Here is a 22,333-nt window from a genome sequence, read left to right on the forward strand (position 1 = left end):
CCAACGGCTCCGAGCTTAAAGCTGGTCCCTGAGCTTGTGTTTCAACACCTTCCCCGTCGATGCCGCCGGCAGCGCGGCCAGCACGCGAATCTCGGCGGGGCGCTTGTAAGGCGCAAGACGGTCCGCACACCACTGGACGATATCGTCGGGTAGCGCATGCACCGACGGCAGCAGTTCGACGAACGCAATCACTTCCTCGTTGCCCTCGACCGCCCGCCCGATCACCGCCGATTGCAGCACATCGGGATGTGAGTTCAGCACGTTCTCGACTTCAGCCGGATACACGTTGAAGCCTGAACGAATGATCAGCTCCTTGCTGCGCCCGACGATATACAGCGCGCCATCCTCGGCCTGACGCGCGAGGTCGCCGGTTCGGAGCCAGCCATCTTCCGTAACCGTCGCCCGCGTTTGCGCTTCATTGCGGTAATAGCCGAGCATCACGTTCGGTCCGCGCACCCATAGTTCACCGACTTCACCCGGCGCCACATCCACGCCATCCAGCGCGACGAATCGCAGTTCGATACCGGGTATGGGGTCTCCTGCCGAGCAGTCATCGCGTGGCGTGTCGAGCATGGTTTGCGATATGGTCGGGCTGCTTTCCGTCATGCCATAGCCGTTGTGCAGCGGCACCTTGTACAAGCCTTCGACGCGCGCCTTCAGCGCGGCATCGAGCGCAGACCCGCCGGAATACGCGAAACGCAACGCGGGTGCGCGCCACGGCGTACCGCTCGTCTGCACCTGTTCGACGAGCTTTGCGTGCATGGCCGGCACGCCCTGGAAGATCGAAACGTTCTCTTCGGCCAACGCCCGTCGTACGGCATCGGGCGCGAAGCGCGGCGCGAGCCTGAGCGTGGCTCCCGCGTACAGGCTGCCGAGACAGACCGACGCCAGCCCATAGATGTGCGTAATCGGCAACACGGCGTACACCACATCGTCGGGCGTCACGCGCCGTAAGGTGCTGGACATGGCCGCGATAAACAACACATTGCGATGCGACAGCATCACGCCCTTCGGCGCGCCCGTCGTGCCCGTGGTGTAGATCAGCGCGGCGCATTGACGGGCCGGATCTGTTTCGACGGGCTCCCGCGACACGGTTTCATCGACGATAAAACGCCACGCGCCCATGTTTGTTGCCGGTGCCGCTGCCGCTTCAGCAGCGTTCAACCGATCCGCATGATTCGCGGCATCCTTCGATGCATCGACGGTGAACGCTATCACTCGCGGCTTTGCGTGAGCGCGGATTGCATCGACTTCGCTTGCCGACAGCCGGGCGTTCGTGAGCAAACACCACGCGTCGAGTTTCGCCGCAGCGAACATCAGCACGACTTGCGCCACGCAATTCTCACTCACGATCATCACGCGATCGCCGCCTTGCACGCCGGCTTGCGTGAGCTGGCGGGCGGTGTCGTCGACGGCTCGCACGAGCTCCGCTGCGTTCAACCGCCGCTCGTCTTCGATCAATACAACGTGCTGCGAATCGCGGGCGGCGAGGCGCGCTGGAATATCGGAAATACGCGTGGGCAATGCGGCCAGCAAGGCGGGGACATCAACGTCCATTTCAAATCTCCGTGCCGCGCATGAGTCCGCGCGCGATGATCACTTGTTGAATCTGCGACGTGCCTTCGTACAGCCTGAAGAGCCGCACGTCGCGATAAAAACGTTCGATGCCGTACTCCGAGATATACCCCGCGCCACCGTGCACCTGCACTGCGCGATCGGCCACGCGGCCGCACATTTCGGTGGCGAAATATTTGGCGCACGACGCTTCTATGGACACGTCACGGCCCTCGTCGCGGCGGCGGGCGGCATCGAGCACCATGCATTCGGCCGCGTAGATCTCGGTCTTGCTGTCGGCGAGCATGGCCTGAACCAGTTGGAATTCGGCAATCGGCTGGCCGAATTGCTTGCGTTCCATGGCGTAGGCGAGGGCGTCGCGCAGCATCCGTTTGGCCGCTCCAATAGCGATGGCCGCAATGTGCAAACGGCCTTTATCGAGCACTTTCATGGCCGTCTTGAAACCCACGCCCTCCACGCCGCCGATGAGTTGCGCGGCCGGAATGCGGCAATTCTCGAATATGACGTCGCACGTGTGCGCGCCGCGCTGGCCCATTTTCCTGTCGGGTTTGCCGAGCGACAACCCTGGCGATTCCCGCTCGACAATAAACGCGGAAATGCCGCTCGCGCCTTTGGCGTCGCTCGTGCGCGCCATCACGGTAAAGATGCCGGCTTCCGGCGCGTTCGTGATGAAGCGCTTCGTGCCGTTCAGCACGTAGTGGTCGCCGTCCCTGCGCGCCGTGGCTTTCAGCGACGCAGCGTCCGAACCCGCGTCCGGCTCGGTCAGGCAGAACGAGCCGATCAGATCGCCCGCGGCGAGCTTCGGCAGATAGTGTTGCTTCTGCTCCTCGCTGCCATCGAGCAGGATGCCGATGGAGCCAATGCCGTTGTTCGTACCGATCACGGACCTGAATGCCGGCGATGTCTGGCCGAGTTCGAACGCCACGCGCACTTCCTCTTCCATCGTCAGGCCGAGTCCGCCGTAAGCCTCGGGAATGGTCAGCCCGAACAGGCCGATTTCGCGCATGGCGGCGAGCACGTCGGCGGGAATCTGGTCGGTATCGTCGACTTCCGCTTCACGCGGCATGAGCGTTTCGCGGACGAAACGGCGGATGGCGTCTTCAAGCAGCGTCTGGGTTTCTGAATCGCGAATCACGTTGAATCTCCTGTGTCGACCGGAGTTGGCGCTTTAGCGCCTTACTCCAGTCCCATGCAGTTTGTCCGCGGTCGACCGGAGTTGGCGCTTTAGCGCCTTACTCCGGTCCCATGCAGTTTGTCCGCGGTCGACCGGAGTTGGCGCTTTAGCGCCTTACTCCGGTCCCATGCAGTTTGTCCGCGGTCGGCTGGAGTTAGCGCTTTAGCGCTTACTCCAGCTCCAGCCCCATGCGTTACTCTGGTCCCATGCAATATGGTGGCTGGATCGTATAACGCCGGATGAGCAATTCCGAACGATCGTGCCACATGAAATCAGCTTGCACAATCGGCCGTTCGGCCGATGGTGGCCATGCTTTCGCGCCGCTACAATGCCGTCATGTCCAAGGTAAAACACATTTCCGAGACCCCGGCGACGCAGTTTTTGCGTCGGCACAAGGTCGCGTTCGGCGAGCATCCTTATGAGTATGTCGAGCATGGTGGCACGGAAGAATCGGCGCGCCAGCTTGGTGTGGATGAACATTGCGTGGTCAAGACGCTCGTGATGGAGGATGAACATGCGAAGCCGCTGATCGTGCTCATGCACGGCGATAAAACGGTGTCGACCAAGAATCTTGCCCGGCAGATTGGCGCGAAGCGCGTCGAGCCGTGCAAGCCGGAAGTGGCCAATCGGCATTCAGGGTTCTTGATCGGCGGCACGTCCCCATTTGGCACAAGGAAGGCGATGCCGGTGTACGTGGAATCGACCATCCTGGACCTGGACACCATCTATCTGAACGGCGGACGGCGCGGGTATCTGGTGAGCATAGCGCCGCCGGTCCTGACCGACTTGCTGAAGGCCACGCCCGTGAGTTGCGCGAGCGTCGATTAAAATGCGCGTCCTGAAGTTTTGCTCACGCCTCGCGCTCATATCCCGTCTAAGCTTGGCGTTCCCGAAGATAAGAAGAAATCAATGAACAATGTGATTGTCGCTGTGGTGGCTTACCTGATCGGCTCGATCTCGTTTGCTGTGGTTGTCAGTTCAGCCATGGGTCTTGCCGACCCTCGTTCGTACGGTTCCGGCAACCCGGGCGCGACGAACGTACTGCGCACGGGCAACAAGCTGGCAGCCGTCCTGACGCTCCTCGGCGATGCGTTCAAAGGCTGGCTGCCCGTATGGTTCGTCGTGCATTTCGGCGCCCGGTTCGGGCTGGATTCCACGGCTATCGCGCTGGCGGCCATCGCCGTGTTTCTCGGGCATGTGTTCCCGATATTCTTCAAGTTTCAGGGCGGCAAAGGCGTTGCGACCGCGGCGGGCGTGCTGCTCGCCATCAACCCGGTGCTGGGGCTGGCCACCCTGCTGACGTGGGTGATCATCGCGGTCTTCTTCCGGTATTCATCGCTGGCGGCGTTGGTGTCGGCGGTATTCGCGCCGTTCTTCGACGTCTTTCTCTTCGGCCCCAGCCGTATCTCGCTGGCCGTTGCCGCGATGAGCGCGCTGCTGATCTGGCGGCATCGCGGCAATATCAAGAAGCTGCTGGATGGGAAGGAGAGCCGGATCGGGGAGAAAAAGCGGGCGGAAGAAGCGGTTGAATAAGACGCTGTAGAACTGCGCCGCGAAAGTGAAAAAGCCGCCCCGAAGGCGGCTTTTTCACTCAGAGTCTTGCAGTGATCCGACTGGCAGACGGAGTGGATCTTTCTGTCGTCGTCATCGGTGTGTTCCAAAACGGAACCTACTGCGGGATAGCAACAATTCAACGCCCGAGTGCCGATTGGCCAAACTCAGGCACGTGCGAACACCACGACTCAATCGCGGAAATTATTGAAGTCCAGCGGCGTATCCGTCACGTCCTTCTTCAGCAAGGCAATAGCGCTTTGCAGGTCGTCGCGCTTCGTACCGTTGATGCGCACTGCGTCACCCTGAATGCTCGCCTGGACCTTGATCTTGCTGTCCTTGATCATCTTGACGATTTTCTTCGCCAGATCGCCGGTCACACCTTTCTTGATCTCGACGACCTGCTTGAGCTTGTCGCCGCCAATCTTCTCGATCTTGCCGTAATCGAGAAAACGCACGTCCACATTGCGTTTTGCAAGTTTCGACAACACCACGTCCTTGACCTGGCCCAGCTTGAAATCGTCGTCGGCAAAAAGCGTCAGATCACGATCCTTTTGCTCGACGCGCGCGTCCGAACCCTTGAAGTCGAAACGCGTGGCAATTTCCTTGTTCGATTGTTCGATGGCGTTTTTCACCTCGATCATGTTTGCTTCGCTGACGACGTCAAACGATGGCATCTGCATTCCCCTTCGTTGAGGCGAGGCGTGACGTAAGGCTCGTACGCACTCGCTATAATCACGGACCACCGTCATTCTACCGATGCCGTCCCGGTTTGCCCAAGGCCGCCCCTGATCTGACCCAAGCGCTTCCTCAATGTCCGAGTTCCAACTTCTCTCCGATTACCCGCTGCTCGCGCATAACACGTTCGGTTTCGACGTCCGCGCCAAGCATGCCGTTCGGCTGACGGAAGAAGCGCAGATCCCTGCGCTGGCTCGCGACGCTCGACTGAACGGCCTGCCGCAGCTAGTGCTCGGCGGCGGCAGCAACGTCGTGCTGACGCGCAATTTCGACGGCGTCGCGTTGCTCGTCGAACTGCGCGGCCGCCGCGTGATCAATGAAGATAGCGAAGCCGTTTTTGTAGAAGCCGGCGCGGGGGAAAACTGGCACGAATTCGTCGCGTGGACGTTGTCGCAAGGCTTGCCCGGGCTCGAAAATCTCGCGCTGATTCCCGGCACGGTGGGCGCGGCGCCGATTCAAAACATAGGCGCCTACGGGCTCGAAATGGGCGAGCGCTTCGAGCGTTTGCGGGCGATTGAATTGTCGACGGGAGAAACGCGGGAATTTGATCGTGATGCGTGCGCGTTCGGTTACCGCGACAGTTTTTTCAAGCAGGAAGGGCGCGGGCGTTTTGTGATTGTATCGGTGACCTTTCGTCTGCCGAAAGCGTGGGCGCCACGCGCGGATTACGCGGATATCGCGCGTGCGCTTGAGAAAAGTGGCGCGAACGATCCCCAGGCTATCTTCGATACGGTCGTCGCCGTGCGTCAGGCAAAGTTGCCCGACTGGCGGGTGCTTGGAAACGCGGGGAGCTTTTTCAAGAACCCGGTGATAAGCGCTACAGCTTTCGACGCACTGAAGGCGCTTGAACCCGATCTCGTGTCTTACAAGCAGCAGGATGGTCAGTTCAAACTGGCCGCAGGCTGGCTGATCGACCAATGCGGCTGGAAAGGCCGCGCGATCGGTGCGGCCGCTGTGCATGACCGGCAGGCGCTGGTTCTGGTGAACCGTGGCGGCGCGTCGGGCGCACAAATCCTGGAACTCGCCGCAGCCATTAAACGCGACGTACACGCGCGTTTCGCGGTCGAGCTTGAAGCGGAGCCGGTGTGTCTTTGATTTAAAAAGCTGCTGCGAAAGATCTATTGTGGTCGTCGAGTGAGACATCAAGGCCCAACAACAAAAAACCCGCCAGGCAGGCGGGTTTTTCATTGCAGCACCAACAAATCCAGACTAACTCAACCACCACGCTTGCGACGTGCGTTCTCCGCAATCCGCATCCGCAACGCGTTCAACTTGATAAAACCGCCGGCGTCGGCCTGATCGTACGCGCCGCCGTCGTCATCGAACGTTGCGATATTCTTGTCGAACAGCGTTTCCTTCGAATCGCGCGCAACCACCGTCACGCTGCCCTTGTACAGCTTCACGCGCGTCCAGCCGTTGACCTTGTCCTGCGTATGGTCGATCAGCACTTGCAGCGCGCGGCGCTCCGGGCTCCACCAGTAGCCGTTGTAAATCAGCGCGGCGTAACGTGGCATCAGATCGTCCTTCAAGTGCGCCACTTCGCGATCCAGCGTGATCGACTCAATCCCACGATGCGCCTTGAGCATGATCGTGCCGCCCGGCGTTTCATAACAACCGCGCGACTTCATGCCGACATAGCGGTTCTCGACCAGATCCAGCCGGCCGATGCCATGCTTGCCACCAATTGCATTCAATTCCGTCAGCATATCCGCCGGCGACAAACGCTTGCCGTTCAGCGCAACCGGATCGCCCTTCTCGTATTCGATATCCAGATATTCCGGCTGATCCGGCGCGTCTTCGGGCGCGACCGTCCAGCGCCACATATCGGGTTCGGCTTCGGCCTTCGGATCTTCCAGATGACGGCCTTCGAACGAAATATGCAGCAGGTTCGCGTCCATGGAGTAGGGCGCGCCGCCTTGCTTGTGCTTCATTTCGATCGGAATGCCCGCCTTTTCCGCGTAAGCCAGCAGCTTTTCACGTGACAGCAGATCCCATTCACGCCACGGCGCGATTACCTTGATACCCGGTTCGAGCGAGTAATAACCCAACTCGAAACGCACCTGGTCGTTGCCCTTGCCGGTCGCGCCGTGCGACACGGATTGCGCACCGACCGCCCGGGCGATCTCGATCTGGCGTTTCGCGATCAGCGGACGCGCGATCGACGTGCCGAGCAAGTACTCGCCTTCATAAACGGTATTGGCGCGGAACATCGGGAACACGAAGTCGCGGACAAACTCCTCACGCAGATCTTCGATAAAAATGTTGTCCTGCTTGATGCCGAGCTGCAGCGCTTTCTTGCGCGCCGGTTCGAGTTCTTCGCCCTGACCGATGTCAGCGGTGAACGTCACGACTTCGGCGTCGTAGTTGTCCTGCAACCACTTCAGGATGACGGAGGTATCGAGGCCGCCTGAGTAGGCGAGCACGACTTTTTTGATATCGCTCATGGTGAACTCGTATGGCTGGAAAACGGTGTGCGCCGGGCTTTCAGCGCGCGGAAAACCGCTATTTTGACATCAAATGGCGGCCGTTCCGCATTTTCGGGGCGACACGGCGTTTCGATGGAAATGCCGCGCGGTTAGCTAAACGCTGCAATCGGTGCAATCAGGCAGCGCATTCAAGCCGCTCAATGATTGAGTTTGCCGAGCAGCAGATATTCCATCAGCGCCTTCTGGACGTGCAGCCTGTTTTCGGCTTCGTCCCACACGACGCTCTGCGGGCCGTCGATCACCTCTGCGCTCACTTCCTCGCCGCGATGCGCCGGCAGGCAGTGCATGAAGAGGGCGTCCGGATTCGCGCGCGCCATCATGTCCGAGTCGACACACCAGTCGGCGAACGCTTTCTTGCGCACTTCGTTCTCGGCTTCGAAACCCATGCTGGTCCAGACGTCGGTGGTAACCAGGTCGGCGCCGGTGCAGGCGTCGTTTGGATCGGCGAATTCTTGATAGAACGGCGCGCTGTCGGGCGAAACCAGCGAATGGTCGAGCGCATAACCCGGCGGCGTGGACAGGCGCAATTTGAAGCCGAGAATCTGCGCGGCTTCGATCCACGTGTACAGCATGTTGTTCGCGTCGCCGACCCAGGCCACGGTTTTCCCCGCGATGGGGCCGCGCAGTTCGTAGTAGGTGAAGACGTCGGCCAGGACCTGACACGGGTGATATTCGTTCGTCAGACCGTTGATCACCGGCACGCGCGAATTTTCGGCGAAGCGCTGGATGATGTGCTGGCCGAACGTGCGGATCATAATGATGTCTACCATGCGCGACACCACTTGCGCTGCGTCCTCGATCGGTTCACCGCGGCCCAGCTGCGTGTCGCGTGTGCTGAGGAACACGGCATGGCCGCCAAGCTGGAAGATACCCGCTTCGAACGAGAGCCGCGTACGCGTTGAATTCTTCTCGAAGATCATCGCCAGCGTGCGGTCGTGCAGCGGATGGTAGGTCTCGTAGCTCTTGAACTTGCGCTTGAGAATACGCGCGCGTTCGAGCACGTAGTCATAGTCGTCGAGAGAGAAGTCCTTGAACTGCAGATAATGGCGAATTTTTTTTTCGGTCATGAAAAATGCGTACGGCGGCTTCAGCCGGCAATTACGCCGGACGGCGCCGCCGTCGTGGTGGTATCGAATTTCAGCATAAAGGAATTTCCGGCGTTTGACGAGGTCGCCAATTAGCCGATGCGCGCCGCCATACACCGTCTGGCGCGGTTTAGAGGCTTTGTGTGCAGTGCGGAAAAAGGGCCTCTGCTGTATAATCCGCCAGGTTTCTCCGGCAGTCCTGATACCTTTCGACTGCTTACGAAGCAGATCCATTCGCGGGCTTAAGCAGAGCCAACCCGCGGGGCTAAACACGCAGATTTAACGTTGCTTTTCAACGTTGCATTGAGCGGGAGTCAGAGCAGTTCGCGGTCACGCGAGTTCGCTTCGCCGGCACCTGCCTACGCGCCCGGCAGTCCGTCTGGCGGACCGCCGTGAACGGCGCATGATGAGTTGACTGCGCGAGTTGACAGCGCGCTCAAAGCGACTCGGGCGACGCCGTGATCTTGCCGATGAGTGGTCAATGAGCGGGTAGATGCAGGTCGAAGAAAGAGGCTGGGTCTTACCGGCCGCGACGCTGCCGGACGAGGCGGAGTTCAGCGCCGGGGGTTGCAGCCGATGACTTTCCGGTTCACCTTGCCAACCATGCATGCGCGTTCGCCGGCGTTCTCCGCCGATCGTCAAACAGGTATTCCTACATGGCCGAAACAATTCCAACCGAATACTTCATCCAGGGCATTACGTCGAACGGCAAGACTTTTCGGCCGAGTGACTGGTCGGAACGGCTTTGCGGCGTGATGTCAGGGTTCGGCCCGGGCAAGCGCGGTCCCAATGCCCGGTTGCAGTATTCCGTCTATGTGCGCCCGACCCTGCTCGGTAACGTGAAGACGGTGATTCTCGATTCCCGATTGCGTGATATCGAGCCTATGGCTTTCGATTTCGTGATGAACTTCGCCAAAGACAACGATCTGCTGGTGACGGAGGCGTGCGAGTTGCCGCCGCATCATGCCACGCAGCAACAACATGGCTGACCGCGCGCCCAACTAAGCGGAAGGGGCCTTTGAGAAGAGAAGGCCCCTTTTCGATGCACACGACAAAAAACCCGCTATTAGCGGGTTTTTTTATTGCTGCGTTCTGTTTCCGAGGCGTCAGGACAACTCGGAGCAAAAGCAGCAGCCTGTCATGCGCCCGTCAAACTGAGGCACACAATGGGGGACTACCAGAATCCTTAAGCAGCAGCTGCTTGCAGGCCCTTGATAGCAGCCGACAGACGGCTCTTATGGCGAGCGGCCTTGTTCTTGTGAACGATGCGCTTGTCCGCAATGATGTCGATGGTCTTGACCGACGTCTTGTAGATTTCCGCAGCCTTGGCTTGGTCGCCGGCGTCGATTGCCTTGCGAACGGCCTTGATGGCGGTGCGGAATTTCGACCGCAGCGCCGAGTTGTGCGAGTTTGCCTTGGCGCCTTGACGGGCGCGCTTGCGGGCTTGTGCTGTATTTGCCATGACGGTTCCTTATCCTGTTCCAGCTATGTGTTTCAGCGCTTCCCGTTTTGCTTCTGGATCGGATCCAACTCAATGCTGGCCCGACTCCACACAAGATAAAACGAGGTCAATCCGATGCGCTGTTTATGATCAAACCCTCGGGATCGATTGCCCGAAAGCGCAAAAACGTCGAAAGAAGACGCGAAGCCGCCGTGCTTTGTACTTCGTCAGCAACGTACCTAAAAGTGCCGAAGGCAGATTCAGGAGCTTCGAAACCGGCGATTATAGCAACGAAATCATGGGGCTGGCAAGCGCAGCTGGTTTTTGCCCGGTGTCGCAGGGAAGCAACCGCAGCGAACCCGGACGCAGCGTAGCGAGTACACGGGGGTACACGCGAGCAGCACACGAACTACCTGCGCGCGGCCCAAGTTGCAAATTCTAACGATTCCGCAAATGCTGCAACGCGTCGCGTTCATAATGCGGCCCGTATAATAAGCCCCCCATGAATCTATTCCGAGCCCTACTGACGGTCAGCGGCTTCACGCTGCTTTCCCGCGTGACCGGCCTGGTCCGCGAAACGCTGATCGCGCGAGCCTTCGGCGCCAGTCAATTCACCGACGCGTTCTACGTCGCGTTCCGCATACCGAACCTGTTGCGGCGCCTGTCCGCTGAAGGAGCGTTCTCGCAGGCGTTCGTGCCTATCCTCGCCGAGTTCAAGAACACGGAAGGCCACGACGCCACCAAGGCCCTCGTCGACGCCATGTCGACCGTGCTCGCCTGGGCGCTGGCAGTTGTATCGCTGGCAGGCGTGGCGGGCGCATCCTGGGTCGTGTTCGCCGTGGCGTCCGGGCTGGAGCACGACGGCCGCGCGTTCGGCCTTGCGGTGACCATGACCCAGATCATGTTCCCGTACATCATCTTCATCTCGCTGACATCGCTGGCGTCCGGGGTACTCAACACCTACCGGCAGTTCTCCCTGCCCGCATTCGCGCCCGTGCTGCTCAACGTGTCGTTCATCGCGGCCGCCATCTTCCTCGCGCCGCATCTGAAAGTGCCGGTTTACGCGCTCGCCTATGCGGTGATCGTTGGCGGGATTTTGCAGTTTCTCGTGCAACTTCCCGGACTCAAGAAGATCGACATGATCCCGCGCATCGGCCTGAATTTCTTCCGTGCGTTGCGGCATCCGGGCGTCAAGCGCGTGCTGATCAAGATGGTCCCCATGACGTTCGGCGTGTCGGTTGCCCAACTGAGCCTGATCATCAATACGAACATTGCGTCGCGGCTCGGCCCGGGCGCTGTGTCGTGGATCAATTACTCCGATCGCCTGATGGAATTCCCCACCGCGCTGCTCGGCGCGGCGTTGGGCACCATCCTGCTGCCAAGCCTCTCGAAGGCGCACGTGGACGCCGATCCGGTCGAATATTCGGCGCTCCTCGACTGGGGGCTGCGCATCACGTTCCTGATGGCGGCGCCCAGTGGAGTCGCGCTGTTTTTCTTTGCTGTTCCGCTGACAGCCACTCTGTTCCACTACGGCAAATTCGATGCGCATTCCGTCGTCATGGTCGGCCGGGCGTTGTCGGCGTATGGAGTCGGGCTGGTCGGACTGATCCTGATCAAGATCCTCACGCCCGGTTTTTACGCGAAACAGGACATCAAGACGCCGGTGATCATCGGCATCATCGTGTTGATTGCCATTCAGCTCAGCAACCTGATTTTCGTGCCAATTTTCGCGCACGCTGGCTTGACGCTTTCGATCGGGCTGGGCGCCTGCGTGAATGCAACCTTATTGTTCATCGGCTTGAGGAAACGCGGAATTTACCAACCCTCGCCGGGATGGACGCGCTTTTTCGCGCAACTTGTCGGCGCCTGCCTCGTGCTCGCGGGCGTCATGCATTGGGTGGCGGGCAATTTCGACTGGATCGGCATGCGCGCCGCGCCTCTGGAGCGAATCATGCTGCTCGGTGCAAGCCTGGTCGTATTCGGTGCGCTATATTTCGGTATGCTCTCCGCGATGGGTTTTAAATACGCGTATTTCAGAAGGCGAACGCTGCAATGACGACGACGCGCATCCTCGACTATTTCACCTCGCTAGTGGCGGAGGACGACAGTCTGCCGCTCACCGAGGCGGCGTTGGCGCTCGCCCAGGATGCGTATCCGGATCTCGATTTGCAGGGCGTGCTGGCCGAGATCGACGAGCTGGTTTTGCGCGTGCGCCGCCGTATGCCCGATGACGCCGACATCAAGCAAAAAGTCGGCGTGCTGAATCGTTTCTTCTTCCGCGAGCTGGGTTTCACCAGCAATCTCAACGATTACTACGACCCCGATAACAGCCACCTGAACATGGTGCTGAAGCGGCGTCGCGGAATTCCGATTTCGCTGGCCGTCGTGTATCTGGAGATGAGCGAGCAGCTCGGTATTCCGGTGCGTGGCGTGTCGTTTCCGGCGCACTTCCTGCTGCGCGTGACCACGCCCGACGGCGACGTGATGCTCGATCCGACCACCGGCCATTCACTGTCCGAATCGGCGATGGTCGAGATGCTCGAGCCCTATGTGCAGCGAGTGGGCGAGTCCATCGGCAGCGCGCTACGGGTCTTGTTGCAGCCGGCCACGCGCCGGGAAATCATCGGACGAATGCTGCGTAACCTGAAGAGCATCTATCTTCAGACAGAGCGCTGGCAACGGCTGCTCGCCGTGCAGCAACGGCTGGTGATCCTGATGCCGGGAAGTATTGAAGAAGTGCGCGATCGGGGCTTCGCTTACGCGCGCCTGGATTACTTGCGCCCGGCGATGGAAGACCTGCGTCGATACCTCGACGATCGGCCCGAGGCCGAAGACGCGACCGTCGTGGAGACGGAGTTGCACGAGCTGCGTCAGCGTACGCAGCACGACGGCGAGTAAGTTGTTTCCGTATTGCTAAAACCCCATTAAAAAAAACGGCGGCACATCATTTCGATGGCCGCCGTTTTTTCTTGGCGCATGAGCCCGTGAGTTAGCCGCTACCCGTCGCGTCTCGCCGAGCCGCAAAACTTACTTCGGCTGCATCCGGATCGCGCCATCCAGGCGAATCACTTCGCCGTTGAGCATGGGGTTGTCGAAGATCTGCTTGACCAGCATGGCGTACTCGTTCGGTTTGCCGAGACGCGAGGGGAACGGCACCATCGCGCCGAGCGCATCCTGCACTTCCTGCGGCATGCCGAGCAGCATCGGCGTTTCGAAGATGCCCGGCGCAATCGTCATCACGCGAATGCCGTTGCGCGACAAATCACGCGCGATCGGCAGCGTCATACCCACCACGCCGCCTTTCGATGCCGCATAAGCCGCCTGGCCGATCTGGCCATCGTAAGCCGCCACCGATGCCGTGCTCACGATCACGCCCCGTTCGCCCGCTGCATTCGGTTCGTTCTTCGACATGGCAGCCGCTGCCAGCCGGATCATGTTGAACGTGCCGATCAGATTCACGCCGATAGTCTTGGCGAACAGGTCGAGCGCATGCGGGCCATCCTTGCCCACGGTCTTCGCGGCCGGCGCGATTCCCGCGCAATTGACCAGTCCGCGCAAACTGCCGAGTTGCGTCGCGGCTTCCACGGCGCGAAGACCGTCTTCCTCGCGGCTCACGTCGCATTTCACGAACACACCGCCAAGTTCCTTCGCCAGTTTCTCGCCGGCGGCTTCGTTCATGTCGGCGAGCACGACCTTGCCGCCGTGGTCGCGGATAAGCTGGGCTGTCGCCGCGCCGAGGCCCGATGCGCCGCCGGTGACGAGAAAAACGTTGTCCTGGATGTCCATGCTGTGTGCTCCTTGATGAGGGTTATACGTAAAACGTGATTCCGCGTTCGTCCCGAGGATCGCTCAGAACGAAAAACCCGCTCGGCCGATGGAGCGCGAGCGGGTTTCGGAAGGCGTGCCCCGAGCGCCCGGGTATGAGCGCTCAGTGGCGATCAGGTCAATGCATCGAACACGCGCGTGCGGATTTCATCGACGGCGCCAAGACCCGAGATCCGCCGATACTCCGGCGCCTTCAGGCCATTGTTGTCGCCATGTTTGGACCACGTGTTGTAGTACTCGATCAACGGCTTGGTCTGCGCGACATACACGTCGAGCCGCTTCTTCACGGTCTCTTCCTTGTCGTCATCGCGCTGGATCAGCGGCTCGCCGGTGACGTCGTCCTTTCCTTCCTGCTTGGGCGGATTGAACTTGATGTGATAAGTACGGCCCGACGCCGCATGCACGCGACGCCCGCTCATGCGCTCGATGATGTCCTCGAACGGCACGTCGATCTCAAGCACGTAGTCGATAGCAACACCGGCTTGTTTCATGGCGTCGGCTTGGGGAAGCGTGCGCGGGAAACCGTCGAAGAGATAACCGTTCGCGCAGTCTGGTTCCTGCAGGCGTTCTTTCACGAGGTTGATGATGAGTTCGTCCGACACGAGTTCGCCGGCGTCCATGAAGCGTTTGGCTTCCACGCCGAGCGGTGAACCCGCTTTCACGGCGGCGCGCAGCATGTCGCCCGTCGAGATCTGCGGGATGCCGAACTTTTCCTTGATGAAGGTGGCCTGGGTGCCCTTGCCGGCGCCGGGGGCGCCCAACAGGATCAAACGCATGGTGATATCTCCGAATCGAATAGAAACCGCTGCGCTGCGAGGCTTATTCTTGCATCCGGTCGCTGTGGCACATCGCCCGGTTGAAGCCGCAAACGAGGCGCGACGAGCCGAATTCGGGAGACGGCGCGGCACCAGTCGACACGGGCGCTCAGGAGCGTTGGCGCTGACCGGAAGGCTCGCGCTACCGGCCGATTATGCCATGCATCGTCACAATGGCGGCCCGAATCCGAGGCCGGAAAGCCCGGAAAGTCGCGCGCAGCGGGGGTTAACGCGAGTTGATCGACAGGGACGCACAGCGCTAGGACGAGGTGCAAACGAGCTGATTTCGCGGGACGCTGGCGCTTCGGGGCGCGGTGAAAATGCCCGTGATCAGCAGACGTCCGGCGCAATGACAGTAGAACTGCCGGAAGGGTTGCTGCAGCATAAACATGGCTTATGCGAGGCTTATGTGTGGCTTGGTGGCCTTATGCGCAGCGATCCGCCGCAGGCCCCGCCGGAAGTGGACTGCGGCCGGAACGCGGTCAACGGCCGCTTCCTGTCTCGCAGCCCGTCTCGATTCCCGCCCCGTTATGCCGACGCGCCAAACAGCGCGCGGACGCGGGCCAGATCAGCGGGGGTATCGACACCCGGCGGCGGCGCGTCGTTCGTCGTCAGCACTGCGATGCGCTCGCCGTGCCAGAGCGCGCGCAGTTGCTCGAGCGCCTCCGCTTCTTCGATCGGCGCCACGGATAGCGTGGGATAAACCCGCAAGAACTTCACGCGATACGCATACAAGCCGATATGGCGCAACACATTGGCGGGAACGGACGGACGCGTGCCGAGCGCGGCGACATTCGGCCAGTCCTTCTGCCACGCGTCACGCGACCACGGAATCGGCGCGCGCGAAAAATACAGCGCGACGCTCTTCGAATCCAGCACGACTTTCACCACGTTCGGATTGAAGACATCGGCCGGATCGTGGATGGGATGCGCAGCGGTCGCGATGGCGCATGACGGGTGCGCCGCAAGATGCGCCGCCACGTTGCGCACGAGCGCCGGGTCGATCAAGGGCTCGTCGCCTTGCACATTGACCACGATGGTGTCGTCGCTCCAGCCGAAATGCGTCGCGACTTCGGCGAGCCGGTCCGTACCATTCGGATGATCGGCGCGAGTGAGCAGCGCTTCGAAACCATGTTCCTTCGCGACGTCGACCACGCGCGGGGAATCGGTGGCGATCAGCACTTGCAGCGCGCCCGATAAACGCGCGCGCTCGGCGACGCGCACGACCATCGGCTTGCCGCCGATATCCGCCAGCGGCTTGTCCGGCAGCCGCGTGGACGCGAGCCGCGCGGGCACGACTGCGATGAAGGGCGGCGCGACCGGAACGTGTGCGTTCATAAAACCCTCAATTGCCGCCGGCAGGGTTCAACGGCTCGACGGGCGTGCCTTCCACGGTCTGGCGGGCTTCGTCGGGCAGCATGATGGGGATGCCGTCGCGGATGGGGTAGGCGAGTTTATCGACGTTGCAGATGAGTTCCTGCGCCGCGCGGTCATACGTGAGCTGGGTCTTGCAAATAGGGCAGACAAGGATTTCAAGCAGTCGTGCGTCCACGGAGTTTCTCCACAACTAATGCGATGAGGCGGGGGCTGAGCACGGCTTCCACTGGAACGACCCAGATGCGCGCGTCACGCCAGGCCCCGAATTTTACTGCATCCTTCTCGGTGATCAGGATCGAATCGGCGTCGATGCCGGCGAACGGATTGTCGCGATAATCGTAGTGGTCCGGGAACGCGCGCGTGGCCGGCGCGAGTCCGGCCGCGCGCAGCGACGCAAAGAAGCGTTCCGGTGAGCCGATGCCCGCCGCCGCCGCGATCCGTTCGCCCTTGAACGCGCTGAGCGGACGGCGCACGGCGGGGTCGTCGAGGCGCCAGGCGTCGCCCGTGGCCAGGTCCAGCGAAAACGTGTTCGGCCACGGCGGCAACGTGCGGTCGTACGGGCGATTGATGAGCGTGGCGTCGCGGTGCCGCGACATCGATTCACGCAGCGGCCCCGCCGGCAGCAGGAAACCGTTGCCGCCCAGACGGTCGTCGAAGACCACGAGTTCGAACGTCCGCGCGAGGCGGTAATGTTGCAGGCCGTCATCGCTGACGATCACATCCACCGATGGATTCGCCTTCAGCAACGCCTGTGCCGCCGCGACGCGATCTGGCGACACCATCACCGGCGCGTGCGTGCGGCGGGCGATCAGGAGGGGTTCATCGCCGACGTCGGAGGGTTGGCTGTCGGGCGTCACCCGCGTGGCTTCGTGGATTTTCGCGCCGTAACCGCGCGAGACGACGCCCGGATGAAAGCCGGCGGCACGCAATGCTTCGACGATCGCGATGACCGTCGGCGTCTTGCCGGTGCCGCCCACGGTCACGTTGCCGACCACGACAACCGGCACGCCCACGTCCACTTGCTTGATCCAGCCGAGCACGAAGAAGGCGCGGCGACTGGCCGCGATCAGGCCGAACACGCACGCGAACGGCGTCAGCGACCACGCGACCCAGCCGCGCTTGCGCCACTCGCGGGCGAAGAAGTTTTCGATCGGCGGCTTGAAGTCAGACATGGCGCGCCCTGGATTCAGGCGTTCCACGAGCGAACGATGCACACGCCTGGAACGACAGCAACGGCGGACGGTGTAACGGCGAGGGGAAGGGCAATGTTCGTGATAACGGCCGGCACCTTTGCATCGGGGCGGATCTCCAGAATGAGCGTATTAGACGAATTAGACGAATTTGGGCAGATGGTAAGCAGATGGTAAGCGGTCGCTGGACGACGCAGGGCAATTGTCGCGCCGGCCCTTGAACCCGGCACTCTAGCGCGGCATCGCCGGGGGCGCCAGTCGAAGGGCAAAACCAGGCCTCGCCGCGCTGCGTGGAAACATCCTCGGGCGTAGCTTGAAAACGAGGTAGATTTCATGCGTCATTTTGCCCACGAACTCTTCACAATTCGCCTGTGGATAACTCTGTGAACAACTTGGGCTCCGATGGCCTGAAATCGGCACCAGGAAAGACCTGCATCGGCTTTGTCATGTTTTGGAGATAGAAAACATTGTTAAAACAATGACTTAAAGTGCGTTCATCATTGTTTCATAAGCGTTCCTGTTAGCTTTCGGAAACTGGTGCATTGTGGACACTTGCTACACTACGGACGCTGATTGGTCTATGGTCCATGCCTTGTTCATAGGCCGTTCAGCCTTACCGGAATGGCCCTTTGTCCGCCTTCAGGCGAGCGTATTTTCAGCCTTGTTTTCAACCTTGCTTTCAACCTTAACCGACCACCCTTTTCTTCGATGAGCTCTGATCCTTTCGCTTCATCCGGCAGTGCCGATGCCGTTATCCCCGTTTCAGCGCTGAACCGGGCAATCGGGTCGATGCTCGAACGTTCGTTCCCGCTGGTCTGGGTATCGGGTGAAGTGTCGAATTTTACGAAAGCGGCGAGCGGTCACTGGTACTTTTCGATCAAGGACGCGCAGGCGCAGATGCGCTGCGTGATGTTCCGCGGCCGCGCGCAATACGCCGAATTCACGCCGCGCGAAGGCGACCGGATCGAGGTTCGCGGGCTCGTCACCATGTATGAACCGCGCGGCGAGTTGCAACTCGGCGTGGAAGCGGTGCGCCGCACGGGCCAAGGGCGGTTGTATGAAGCCTTTTTGAAGCTGAAGGCGAAATTGGAAGCCGAGGGGTTGTTCGCGGCTGAGCGCAAGCGTGCGCTGCCGCAGCATCCGCGCGCGATCGGTATTGTGACGTCGCTGCAGGCGGCGGCGTTGCGCGACGTGCTCACCACGCTCTCGCGGCGCGCGCCGCACGTGCCGGTGATCGTGTATCCGGCGCCGGTGCAGGGCGCGGGCGTGGCCGCGAAGCTCGCCGCGATGGTCGATGAGGCCAGCGCACGTCGCGAGGTCGATGTGTTGATCGTATGTCGCGGGGGCGGTTCGATTGAAGATCTGTGGGCGTTCAACGAGGAAGTGCTCGCCCGCGCGATAGCCGAAAGTGCGATGCCGGTTGTCAGCGGCGTAGGCCACGAGACGGATTTCACCATCGCCGATTTCGCCGCCGATGTCCGCGCGCCTACGCCCACGGCAGCGGCCGAGCTCGTCAGTCCGCAGCGCGTATTGTTGCTGCGCGATCTCGATCACCGGCATGCGGCGCTGGCGCGCGGTTTCGGCCGGATGATGGAACGGCGCGCGCAGCAACTCGACTGGCTGGCGCGCCGGCTGGTCAGTCCAGCCGAGCGGCTGGAACGTCAGCGCACACACTTGCGGCAACTCGCGGTGCGGCTGGCATCGGCCGGCGCGCGTCCGGTTCGCGATGCCCGCGCCCGTTTTGCGCTCGTGCAGATGCGCTGGCAACGCTGGCGTCCTGATCTCGCCGCCGAGCGGGAACATCTGATGCGTCTCGCACAACGCCTGAGTGTTTCGCAAGGGCGCCGGCATGAACGGGCAGAGGCTCGGGTGTCGGAGTTATCGGCGAGGTTGCAGGTGTTGAGCCCGCAACGCACGCTTGAGCGCGGCTATGCGGCTTTGATCGATACGCAATCCGGACGCGCCGTGCGCGCGCCGAACGCGTTGAAGCCGAAACGGCCGTTGACCGTGCATCTGGCGGAAGGATCGGCGGATATCGTGCTGGCCGATATCCAGCCCCGGCTCTCCGATGAATTCTGACGCCGGCGGCGGTGTGTATCGGATGCTGCTTTGATACGGTGCGCACATGCGTTTTTACAAGACCCGCACGGGCACTTGAAAGCCCGTATTTTTGACGGCTTAGAAGGAACGTTCGAGCATTTTTTACGCCGCTGTTAAAGCTTCGTAATCGATACTGCTCATAAAAACCCGCAATTTGCGGGGTTATCCCAACTCGCCTACAATCGAGTGCTCCATTGCTTCACTCCTCACGTCCCCCATAATCATCATAGAAGGAAGCTCGCACCATGGAACATACCCTCCCGCCGTTGCCGTTCGACAAGAACGCACTCGTCCCGAACATGTCGGAAGAAACGCTTGAGTATCACTATGGCAAGCATCACCAAACCTATGTGACGAACCTGAACAAGCTGATTCCGGGTACCGAATTCGAAAACCTCTCGCTTGAAGAAATCGTCAAGAAGGCATCGGGCGGCGTGTTCAACAACGCAGCCCAGGTCTGGAACCACACGTTCTTCTGGAACAGCCTGTCGCCCAAGGGTGGCGGCGCTCCGGCCGGCGCACTCGCCGACGCAATCAACGCCAAGTACGGCTCGTTCGACAAGTTCAAGGAAGAGTTCGCGAAGGTCGCAACCGGCACGTTCGGTTCGGGCTGGACGTGGCTCGTGAAGAAGACGGACGGTTCGCTTGATATCGTGTCAACAAGCAATGCCGCTACGCCGCTGACCACCGACGCGAAGGCGTTGCTGACCATCGACGTGTGGGAACACGCGTATTACATCGACTATCGCAATGCGCGCCCGAAGTTCATTGAAGCGTACTGGAACATTGCGAACTGGGACTTTGCGTCGAAGAATTTCGGCGCTTGAGGTTTGTTTCGCGACACTAAACTTTGGAAACGGCAATAAAGTTTGGACACGCGTTAAGACGCGCTGCAATAAACTTTTGACGCCGTAGGCAAAGAAAGCCCTCCATGCGAGGGCTTTTTTGAGCCTTTCTCTGATCTACCGCCGGACAAAAAACCTGCGGGCGGTACCGCTGTTATTCGGTCATACGAAATTGGCAAGTACAGAGCGATACCTCGGCACTGAATTCGACGATGCGCTCGAAATGGCAGAACAGACCGAGGTTTGAGCCGCGGTCGGCCGGACTGTAATCGGTCGCTGTCCGGCCACTTTCCGTCATTATCGAGCGGTGACTGGATCGTTTATAGCGGGCACAGCGTTGCGCCGCTAGCCGCGCCTTGGCAATGGGTCAGACTCCCGAATGGCGGACGATGAGGCTTAGCGCTCCACGTCAATGGACGATTCAGACGGCCAGATTCGAATGCGCTGCCGGCACACTAATCCTGAGTGGCCACATCGGCAGCGTCGGCCTGTACCAGTTCGCGCACGAGCAGGTACACGGCTGGCAAGTTGTCGTCGTCACGTCGCCAGTCGACGGGTTCGTCGAGATCCATCCCGGACAAACGACTGTCGCCAAACCGGACAAACGTCGAGCGTATTGTCTCGTTGTGCTTCGCCGTGAAGCCCCGATTCTCAAAGACCTGTTCGTCGATTGTCAGCAGCGTGCGCCAGGTCGGCACTCGCGCGCCACTTGAATAACGGCGACGGCCACTGTCGAGGTGACGACCTGCGATTGTGGCAATGACCTGCTGGAGGTCGAGCGACGCGCTACGCAGTGCGCGTTCGAGGGCGACAGGATTGGTGTCCTGGACATCCCTATCAAGGGCTGAGTCGTTAATCATGCTGTTATTTTCCTGAGGACTCGCGGCAACTCGCAGCATCAAACTTGATGCTTCGCCAACGCTTGGTTTCGCTGTGTCAACAACTGGCGGATCTGGGCAAGATAGTTGTCGCCAATAGTGCAGTCTTCAACAGGCCGGCTATGCTGATGAGGCGTTGGTGGACGTACGCTGAGATAGCGGCACACCGCGGACACGTACGGTTTGCCATTGCCTCCCAGATGTCGCGCAGCAGCAGCCACGCGCACGTCTCCGACATGCTTGCGCAACCATGCAAGCGTTTCGCGGTCACCGTCGTTCAAGATGCGGATGAGCTGGTCCATAACTGATCCTGTATAAAAATACAGTACTGTTAATTTATACAGTATTTGACCAAGATGCAAATCAATTCGCAGGATGTTTGGCCTTGACGGAAAGCCCGGGTTTGCCGGATCAGCCTTGGCCGTGTTTCATCGGTTTAAGGACGGTTCAAAAAGACGGCCCGCCTGGCTTATGCCCGGTCGGCCGTTGTCATTTGCAGGCCTTTGTCCTGCCGCCAATTGGCGATTCGTGCGATCTGCACACATACCACTCGCGACGCGCTCCAAGCGTTTCGCGACGCAAGATGTCATCCCGTCGCAAACCGATGGCGACGCGCGAGGTGAGCGCCGACCATGAGCATCATCGAAATCTCCTCTACGGATAAGGACGATCATCATGCTCATCAGCATTCTTCAGCACACACCGCACTGGGTCTGGTGGCTGCTTGCGGCCTTGATTTCCCTCGGCGTCTCGCAAATGCAGCCGCAACAGAGGACGCTGCGCGCCGCCACGGCGATTCCCGTCGCGATGACTGCGCTTTCTCTTTACGGCGTCGTGTCCGTCTTCGCCGCGCAGCCCGTCGCGCTGGCCGCGTGGGCGGCGGCGATGCTCGCGGCGTTTGCAATGTCCCACGCTGCCGGTATAGGCAGCAAGGCTCGCTGGCTTGCTGCCGAGCAGCGTCTGCTCGTGCCTGGAAGCTGGGTCCCGCTGACGCTGATGCTCGGCCTGTTCATCATCCGGTTCGGCGCTAACGTCGCGCTGGCGATTCATCCCGATCTAAGTGTCGACGGGCTGTTCGCGGGTTCGGTGAGCTTTGCGTATGGTGCGTTCAGCGGCATCTTCCTCGCGCGCGGTTTCGCAATGTGGCGCGCCAGCCGGCAGGCGCAGCCGTCCGGCATGGTGTATTGAGCGGCTGGTTTGTCGGCCTGTTGGGCGGCTTGGTAAGCGGCTTACCAAGCGGCTAAGCGCACTGT

The 22,333-nt window shown here is 60.6% G+C and carries 22 protein-coding genes and 1 pseudogene; 10 read left to right on the forward strand and 13 right to left on the reverse strand.

Annotated elements, in window-relative coordinates:
- Positions 1 to 15: 15 nt before the first annotated feature.
- Entirely contained in the window at positions 16 to 1,557 is a 1,542-nt protein-coding gene (locus tag HB376_RS29655) for an AMP-binding protein (RefSeq protein ID WP_213767244.1), read from the reverse strand.
- A gap of 1 nt (position 1,558) precedes the next feature.
- Positions 1,559 to 2,710 (reverse strand): acyl-CoA dehydrogenase family protein, encoded by a 1,152-nt coding sequence (locus HB376_RS29660; protein ID WP_213767245.1) that lies wholly within the window; start codon positions 2,708 to 2,710, stop codon positions 1,559 to 1,561.
- Positions 2,711 to 3,085: 375 nt separating this feature from the next.
- Here HB376_RS29660 and HB376_RS29665 point away from each other — a divergent pair, with 375 nt between their 5' ends.
- Together HB376_RS29665 and plsY are read left to right on the forward strand one after the other, a co-directional pair.
- Positions 3,086 to 3,577, forward strand: coding sequence for an aminoacyl-tRNA deacylase (locus HB376_RS29665; protein WP_213767246.1), 492 nt, complete (start codon positions 3,086 to 3,088; stop codon positions 3,575 to 3,577).
- A gap of 81 nt (positions 3,578 to 3,658) precedes the next feature.
- Positions 3,659 to 4,282: a glycerol-3-phosphate 1-O-acyltransferase PlsY gene (gene plsY, locus HB376_RS29670; RefSeq protein WP_213767247.1), complete on the forward strand. Its 624-nt coding sequence runs from the start codon at positions 3,659 to 3,661 to the stop codon at positions 4,280 to 4,282.
- A gap of 209 nt (positions 4,283 to 4,491) precedes the next feature.
- Here the strand turns inward: plsY and HB376_RS29675 are convergent, their stop codons facing one another.
- The gene (locus HB376_RS29675; RefSeq protein WP_213767248.1) at positions 4,492 to 4,977 is read right to left on the reverse strand and encodes a YajQ family cyclic di-GMP-binding protein; all 486 of its coding nucleotides are present in this window, start codon (positions 4,975 to 4,977) and stop codon (positions 4,492 to 4,494) included.
- A 136-nt stretch (positions 4,978 to 5,113) separates the two neighbouring features.
- Here HB376_RS29675 and murB point away from each other — a divergent pair, with 136 nt between their 5' ends.
- Positions 5,114 to 6,133: a UDP-N-acetylmuramate dehydrogenase gene (gene murB, locus HB376_RS29680; RefSeq protein ID WP_213767249.1), complete on the forward strand. Its 1,020-nt coding sequence runs from the start codon at positions 5,114 to 5,116 to the stop codon at positions 6,131 to 6,133.
- Between the two features lie 119 nt (positions 6,134 to 6,252).
- On the opposite strand, the gene HB376_RS29685 is transcribed toward murB, so the two are convergent.
- Entirely contained in the window at positions 6,253 to 7,482 is a 1,230-nt protein-coding gene (locus HB376_RS29685) for an argininosuccinate synthase (protein WP_213767250.1), read from the reverse strand.
- 179 nt (positions 7,483 to 7,661) lie between these two features.
- The gene (argF, locus tag HB376_RS29690) at positions 7,662 to 8,591 is read right to left on the reverse strand and encodes an ornithine carbamoyltransferase (protein WP_213767251.1); all 930 of its coding nucleotides are present in this window, start codon (positions 8,589 to 8,591) and stop codon (positions 7,662 to 7,664) included.
- Between the two features lie 674 nt (positions 8,592 to 9,265).
- Here argF and HB376_RS29695 point away from each other — a divergent pair.
- A complete protein-coding gene (locus tag HB376_RS29695; protein ID WP_213767252.1) occupies positions 9,266 to 9,598 on the forward strand; it encodes a DUF3579 domain-containing protein in 333 nt (110 codons plus the stop codon).
- Between the two features lie 197 nt (positions 9,599 to 9,795).
- Here HB376_RS29695 and rpsT read toward each other — a convergent pair whose 3' ends face one another.
- Positions 9,796 to 10,071 carry a 30S ribosomal protein S20 gene (rpsT, locus tag HB376_RS29700; RefSeq protein ID WP_213767253.1) on the reverse strand — a complete coding sequence of 92 codons (276 nt, stop codon included), beginning with the start codon at positions 10,069 to 10,071 and terminating at the stop codon, positions 9,796 to 9,798.
- Between the two features lie 481 nt (positions 10,072 to 10,552).
- On the opposite strand from rpsT, the gene murJ reads away from it, so the two are divergent.
- Positions 10,553 to 12,106, forward strand: a complete 1,554-nt coding sequence (gene murJ, locus HB376_RS29705; protein WP_213767254.1) for a murein biosynthesis integral membrane protein MurJ — start codon at positions 10,553 to 10,555, stop codon at positions 12,104 to 12,106.
- The gene (locus HB376_RS29710) at positions 12,103 to 12,948 is read left to right on the forward strand and encodes a SirB1 family protein (RefSeq protein WP_213767255.1); all 846 of its coding nucleotides are present in this window, start codon (positions 12,103 to 12,105) and stop codon (positions 12,946 to 12,948) included. Before murJ ends, HB376_RS29710 begins: the two co-directional genes overlap by 4 nt.
- Positions 12,949 to 13,077: 129 nt before the next feature.
- Here HB376_RS29710 and HB376_RS29715 read toward each other — a convergent pair whose 3' ends face one another.
- The 5 genes from HB376_RS29715 to lpxK all read right to left on the reverse strand — a co-directional run bounded on the left by HB376_RS29715 (position 13,078) and on the right by lpxK (position 17,239).
- A complete protein-coding gene (locus HB376_RS29715; protein WP_213767256.1) occupies positions 13,078 to 13,836 on the reverse strand; it encodes a 3-hydroxyacyl-CoA dehydrogenase in 759 nt (252 codons plus the stop codon).
- A gap of 152 nt (positions 13,837 to 13,988) precedes the next feature.
- Positions 13,989 to 14,651 carry an adenylate kinase gene (adk, locus tag HB376_RS29720; protein ID WP_213767257.1) on the reverse strand — a complete coding sequence of 221 codons (663 nt, stop codon included), beginning with the start codon at positions 14,649 to 14,651 and terminating at the stop codon, positions 13,989 to 13,991.
- A gap of 567 nt (positions 14,652 to 15,218) precedes the next feature.
- Positions 15,219 to 16,028, reverse strand: a complete 810-nt coding sequence (kdsB, locus tag HB376_RS29725) for a 3-deoxy-manno-octulosonate cytidylyltransferase (protein ID WP_213767258.1) — start codon at positions 16,026 to 16,028, stop codon at positions 15,219 to 15,221.
- Between the two features lie 7 nt (positions 16,029 to 16,035).
- Positions 16,036 to 16,242: a Trm112 family protein gene (locus HB376_RS29730; RefSeq protein ID WP_089166407.1), complete on the reverse strand. Its 207-nt coding sequence runs from the start codon at positions 16,240 to 16,242 to the stop codon at positions 16,036 to 16,038.
- Positions 16,223 to 17,239 (reverse strand): tetraacyldisaccharide 4'-kinase, encoded by a 1,017-nt coding sequence (gene lpxK / locus HB376_RS29735; RefSeq protein WP_213767259.1) that lies wholly within the window; start codon positions 17,237 to 17,239, stop codon positions 16,223 to 16,225. The genes HB376_RS29730 and lpxK overlap by 20 nt, the downstream gene beginning before the upstream one ends.
- Before the next feature lie 726 nt (positions 17,240 to 17,965).
- Between lpxK and xseA the strand changes: the two genes are divergently transcribed.
- The 3 genes and pseudogenes from xseA to HB376_RS41290 form a co-directional block, all read left to right on the forward strand.
- Positions 17,966 to 19,336: an exodeoxyribonuclease VII large subunit gene (gene xseA / locus HB376_RS29740; RefSeq protein ID WP_213767260.1), complete on the forward strand. Its 1,371-nt coding sequence runs from the start codon at positions 17,966 to 17,968 to the stop codon at positions 19,334 to 19,336.
- 266 nt (positions 19,337 to 19,602) lie between these two features.
- On the forward strand, positions 19,603 to 20,184 hold the full coding sequence (locus tag HB376_RS29745; RefSeq protein WP_213767261.1) for a Fe-Mn family superoxide dismutase: 582 nt from the start codon (positions 19,603 to 19,605) through the stop codon (positions 20,182 to 20,184).
- Positions 20,185 to 20,311: 127 nt separating this feature from the next.
- Positions 20,312 to 20,449, forward strand: a pseudogene (locus HB376_RS41290) (integrase); the annotation flags it as partial.
- 208 nt (positions 20,450 to 20,657) lie between these two features.
- Here the strand turns inward: HB376_RS41290 and HB376_RS29750 are convergent.
- Complete coding sequence (locus HB376_RS29750) at positions 20,658 to 21,062, reverse strand: DUF2471 domain-containing protein (RefSeq protein ID WP_213767262.1); 405 nt, start codon at positions 21,060 to 21,062, stop codon at positions 20,658 to 20,660.
- Between the two features lie 38 nt (positions 21,063 to 21,100).
- A complete protein-coding gene (locus tag HB376_RS29755; protein ID WP_213767263.1) occupies positions 21,101 to 21,382 on the reverse strand; it encodes a hypothetical protein in 282 nt (93 codons plus the stop codon).
- A gap of 373 nt (positions 21,383 to 21,755) precedes the next feature.
- Between HB376_RS29755 and HB376_RS29760 the strand changes: the two genes are divergently transcribed.
- On the forward strand, positions 21,756 to 22,268 hold the full coding sequence (locus HB376_RS29760; protein WP_213767264.1) for a DUF6622 family protein: 513 nt from the start codon (positions 21,756 to 21,758) through the stop codon (positions 22,266 to 22,268).
- Positions 22,269 to 22,333: the final 65 nt, after the last annotated feature.

Origin of the sequence: Caballeronia sp. dw_19, assembly GCF_018449515.1 — a bacterium.
Taxonomy (GTDB): Bacteria; Pseudomonadota; Gammaproteobacteria; order Burkholderiales; family Burkholderiaceae; genus Caballeronia.

What these genes read in the sequence shown, in the direction of transcription:
- HB376_RS29655 (WP_213767244.1), bottom strand. Translation starts at nt 1,557, where the DNA reads ATGGACGTTGATGTCCCCGCCTTGCTGGCCGCATTGCCCACGCGTATT.
- HB376_RS29665 (WP_213767246.1), top strand. Translation starts at nt 3,086, where the DNA reads ATGTCCAAGGTAAAACACATTTCCGAGACCCCGGCGACGCAGTTTTTG.
- plsY (WP_213767247.1), top strand. Translation starts at nt 3,659, where the DNA reads ATGAACAATGTGATTGTCGCTGTGGTGGCTTACCTGATCGGCTCGATC.
- HB376_RS29675 (WP_213767248.1), bottom strand. Translation starts at nt 4,977, where the DNA reads ATGCCATCGTTTGACGTCGTCAGCGAAGCAAACATGATCGAGGTGAAA.
- murB (WP_213767249.1), top strand. Translation starts at nt 5,114, where the DNA reads ATGTCCGAGTTCCAACTTCTCTCCGATTACCCGCTGCTCGCGCATAAC.
- HB376_RS29685 (WP_213767250.1), bottom strand. Translation starts at nt 7,482, where the DNA reads ATGAGCGATATCAAAAAAGTCGTGCTCGCCTACTCAGGCGGCCTCGAT.
- argF (WP_213767251.1), bottom strand. Translation starts at nt 8,591, where the DNA reads ATGACCGAAAAAAAAATTCGCCATTATCTGCAGTTCAAGGACTTCTCT.
- HB376_RS29695 (WP_213767252.1), top strand. Translation starts at nt 9,266, where the DNA reads ATGGCCGAAACAATTCCAACCGAATACTTCATCCAGGGCATTACGTCG.
- rpsT (WP_213767253.1), bottom strand. Translation starts at nt 10,071, where the DNA reads ATGGCAAATACAGCACAAGCCCGCAAGCGCGCCCGTCAAGGCGCCAAG.
- murJ (WP_213767254.1), top strand. Translation starts at nt 10,553, where the DNA reads ATGAATCTATTCCGAGCCCTACTGACGGTCAGCGGCTTCACGCTGCTT.
- HB376_RS29710 (WP_213767255.1), top strand. Translation starts at nt 12,103, where the DNA reads ATGACGACGACGCGCATCCTCGACTATTTCACCTCGCTAGTGGCGGAG.
- HB376_RS29715 (WP_213767256.1), bottom strand. Translation starts at nt 13,836, where the DNA reads ATGGACATCCAGGACAACGTTTTTCTCGTCACCGGCGGCGCATCGGGC.
- adk (WP_213767257.1), bottom strand. Translation starts at nt 14,651, where the DNA reads ATGCGTTTGATCCTGTTGGGCGCCCCCGGCGCCGGCAAGGGCACCCAG.
- kdsB (WP_213767258.1), bottom strand. Translation starts at nt 16,028, where the DNA reads ATGAACGCACACGTTCCGGTCGCGCCGCCCTTCATCGCAGTCGTGCCC.
- lpxK (WP_213767259.1), bottom strand. Translation starts at nt 17,239, where the DNA reads ATGTCTGACTTCAAGCCGCCGATCGAAAACTTCTTCGCCCGCGAGTGG.
- xseA (WP_213767260.1), top strand. Translation starts at nt 17,966, where the DNA reads ATGAGCTCTGATCCTTTCGCTTCATCCGGCAGTGCCGATGCCGTTATC.
- HB376_RS29745 (WP_213767261.1), top strand. Translation starts at nt 19,603, where the DNA reads ATGGAACATACCCTCCCGCCGTTGCCGTTCGACAAGAACGCACTCGTC.
- HB376_RS29750 (WP_213767262.1), bottom strand. Translation starts at nt 21,062, where the DNA reads ATGATTAACGACTCAGCCCTTGATAGGGATGTCCAGGACACCAATCCT.
- HB376_RS29755 (WP_213767263.1), bottom strand. Translation starts at nt 21,382, where the DNA reads ATGGACCAGCTCATCCGCATCTTGAACGACGGTGACCGCGAAACGCTT.
- HB376_RS29760 (WP_213767264.1), top strand. Translation starts at nt 21,756, where the DNA reads ATGCTCATCAGCATTCTTCAGCACACACCGCACTGGGTCTGGTGGCTG.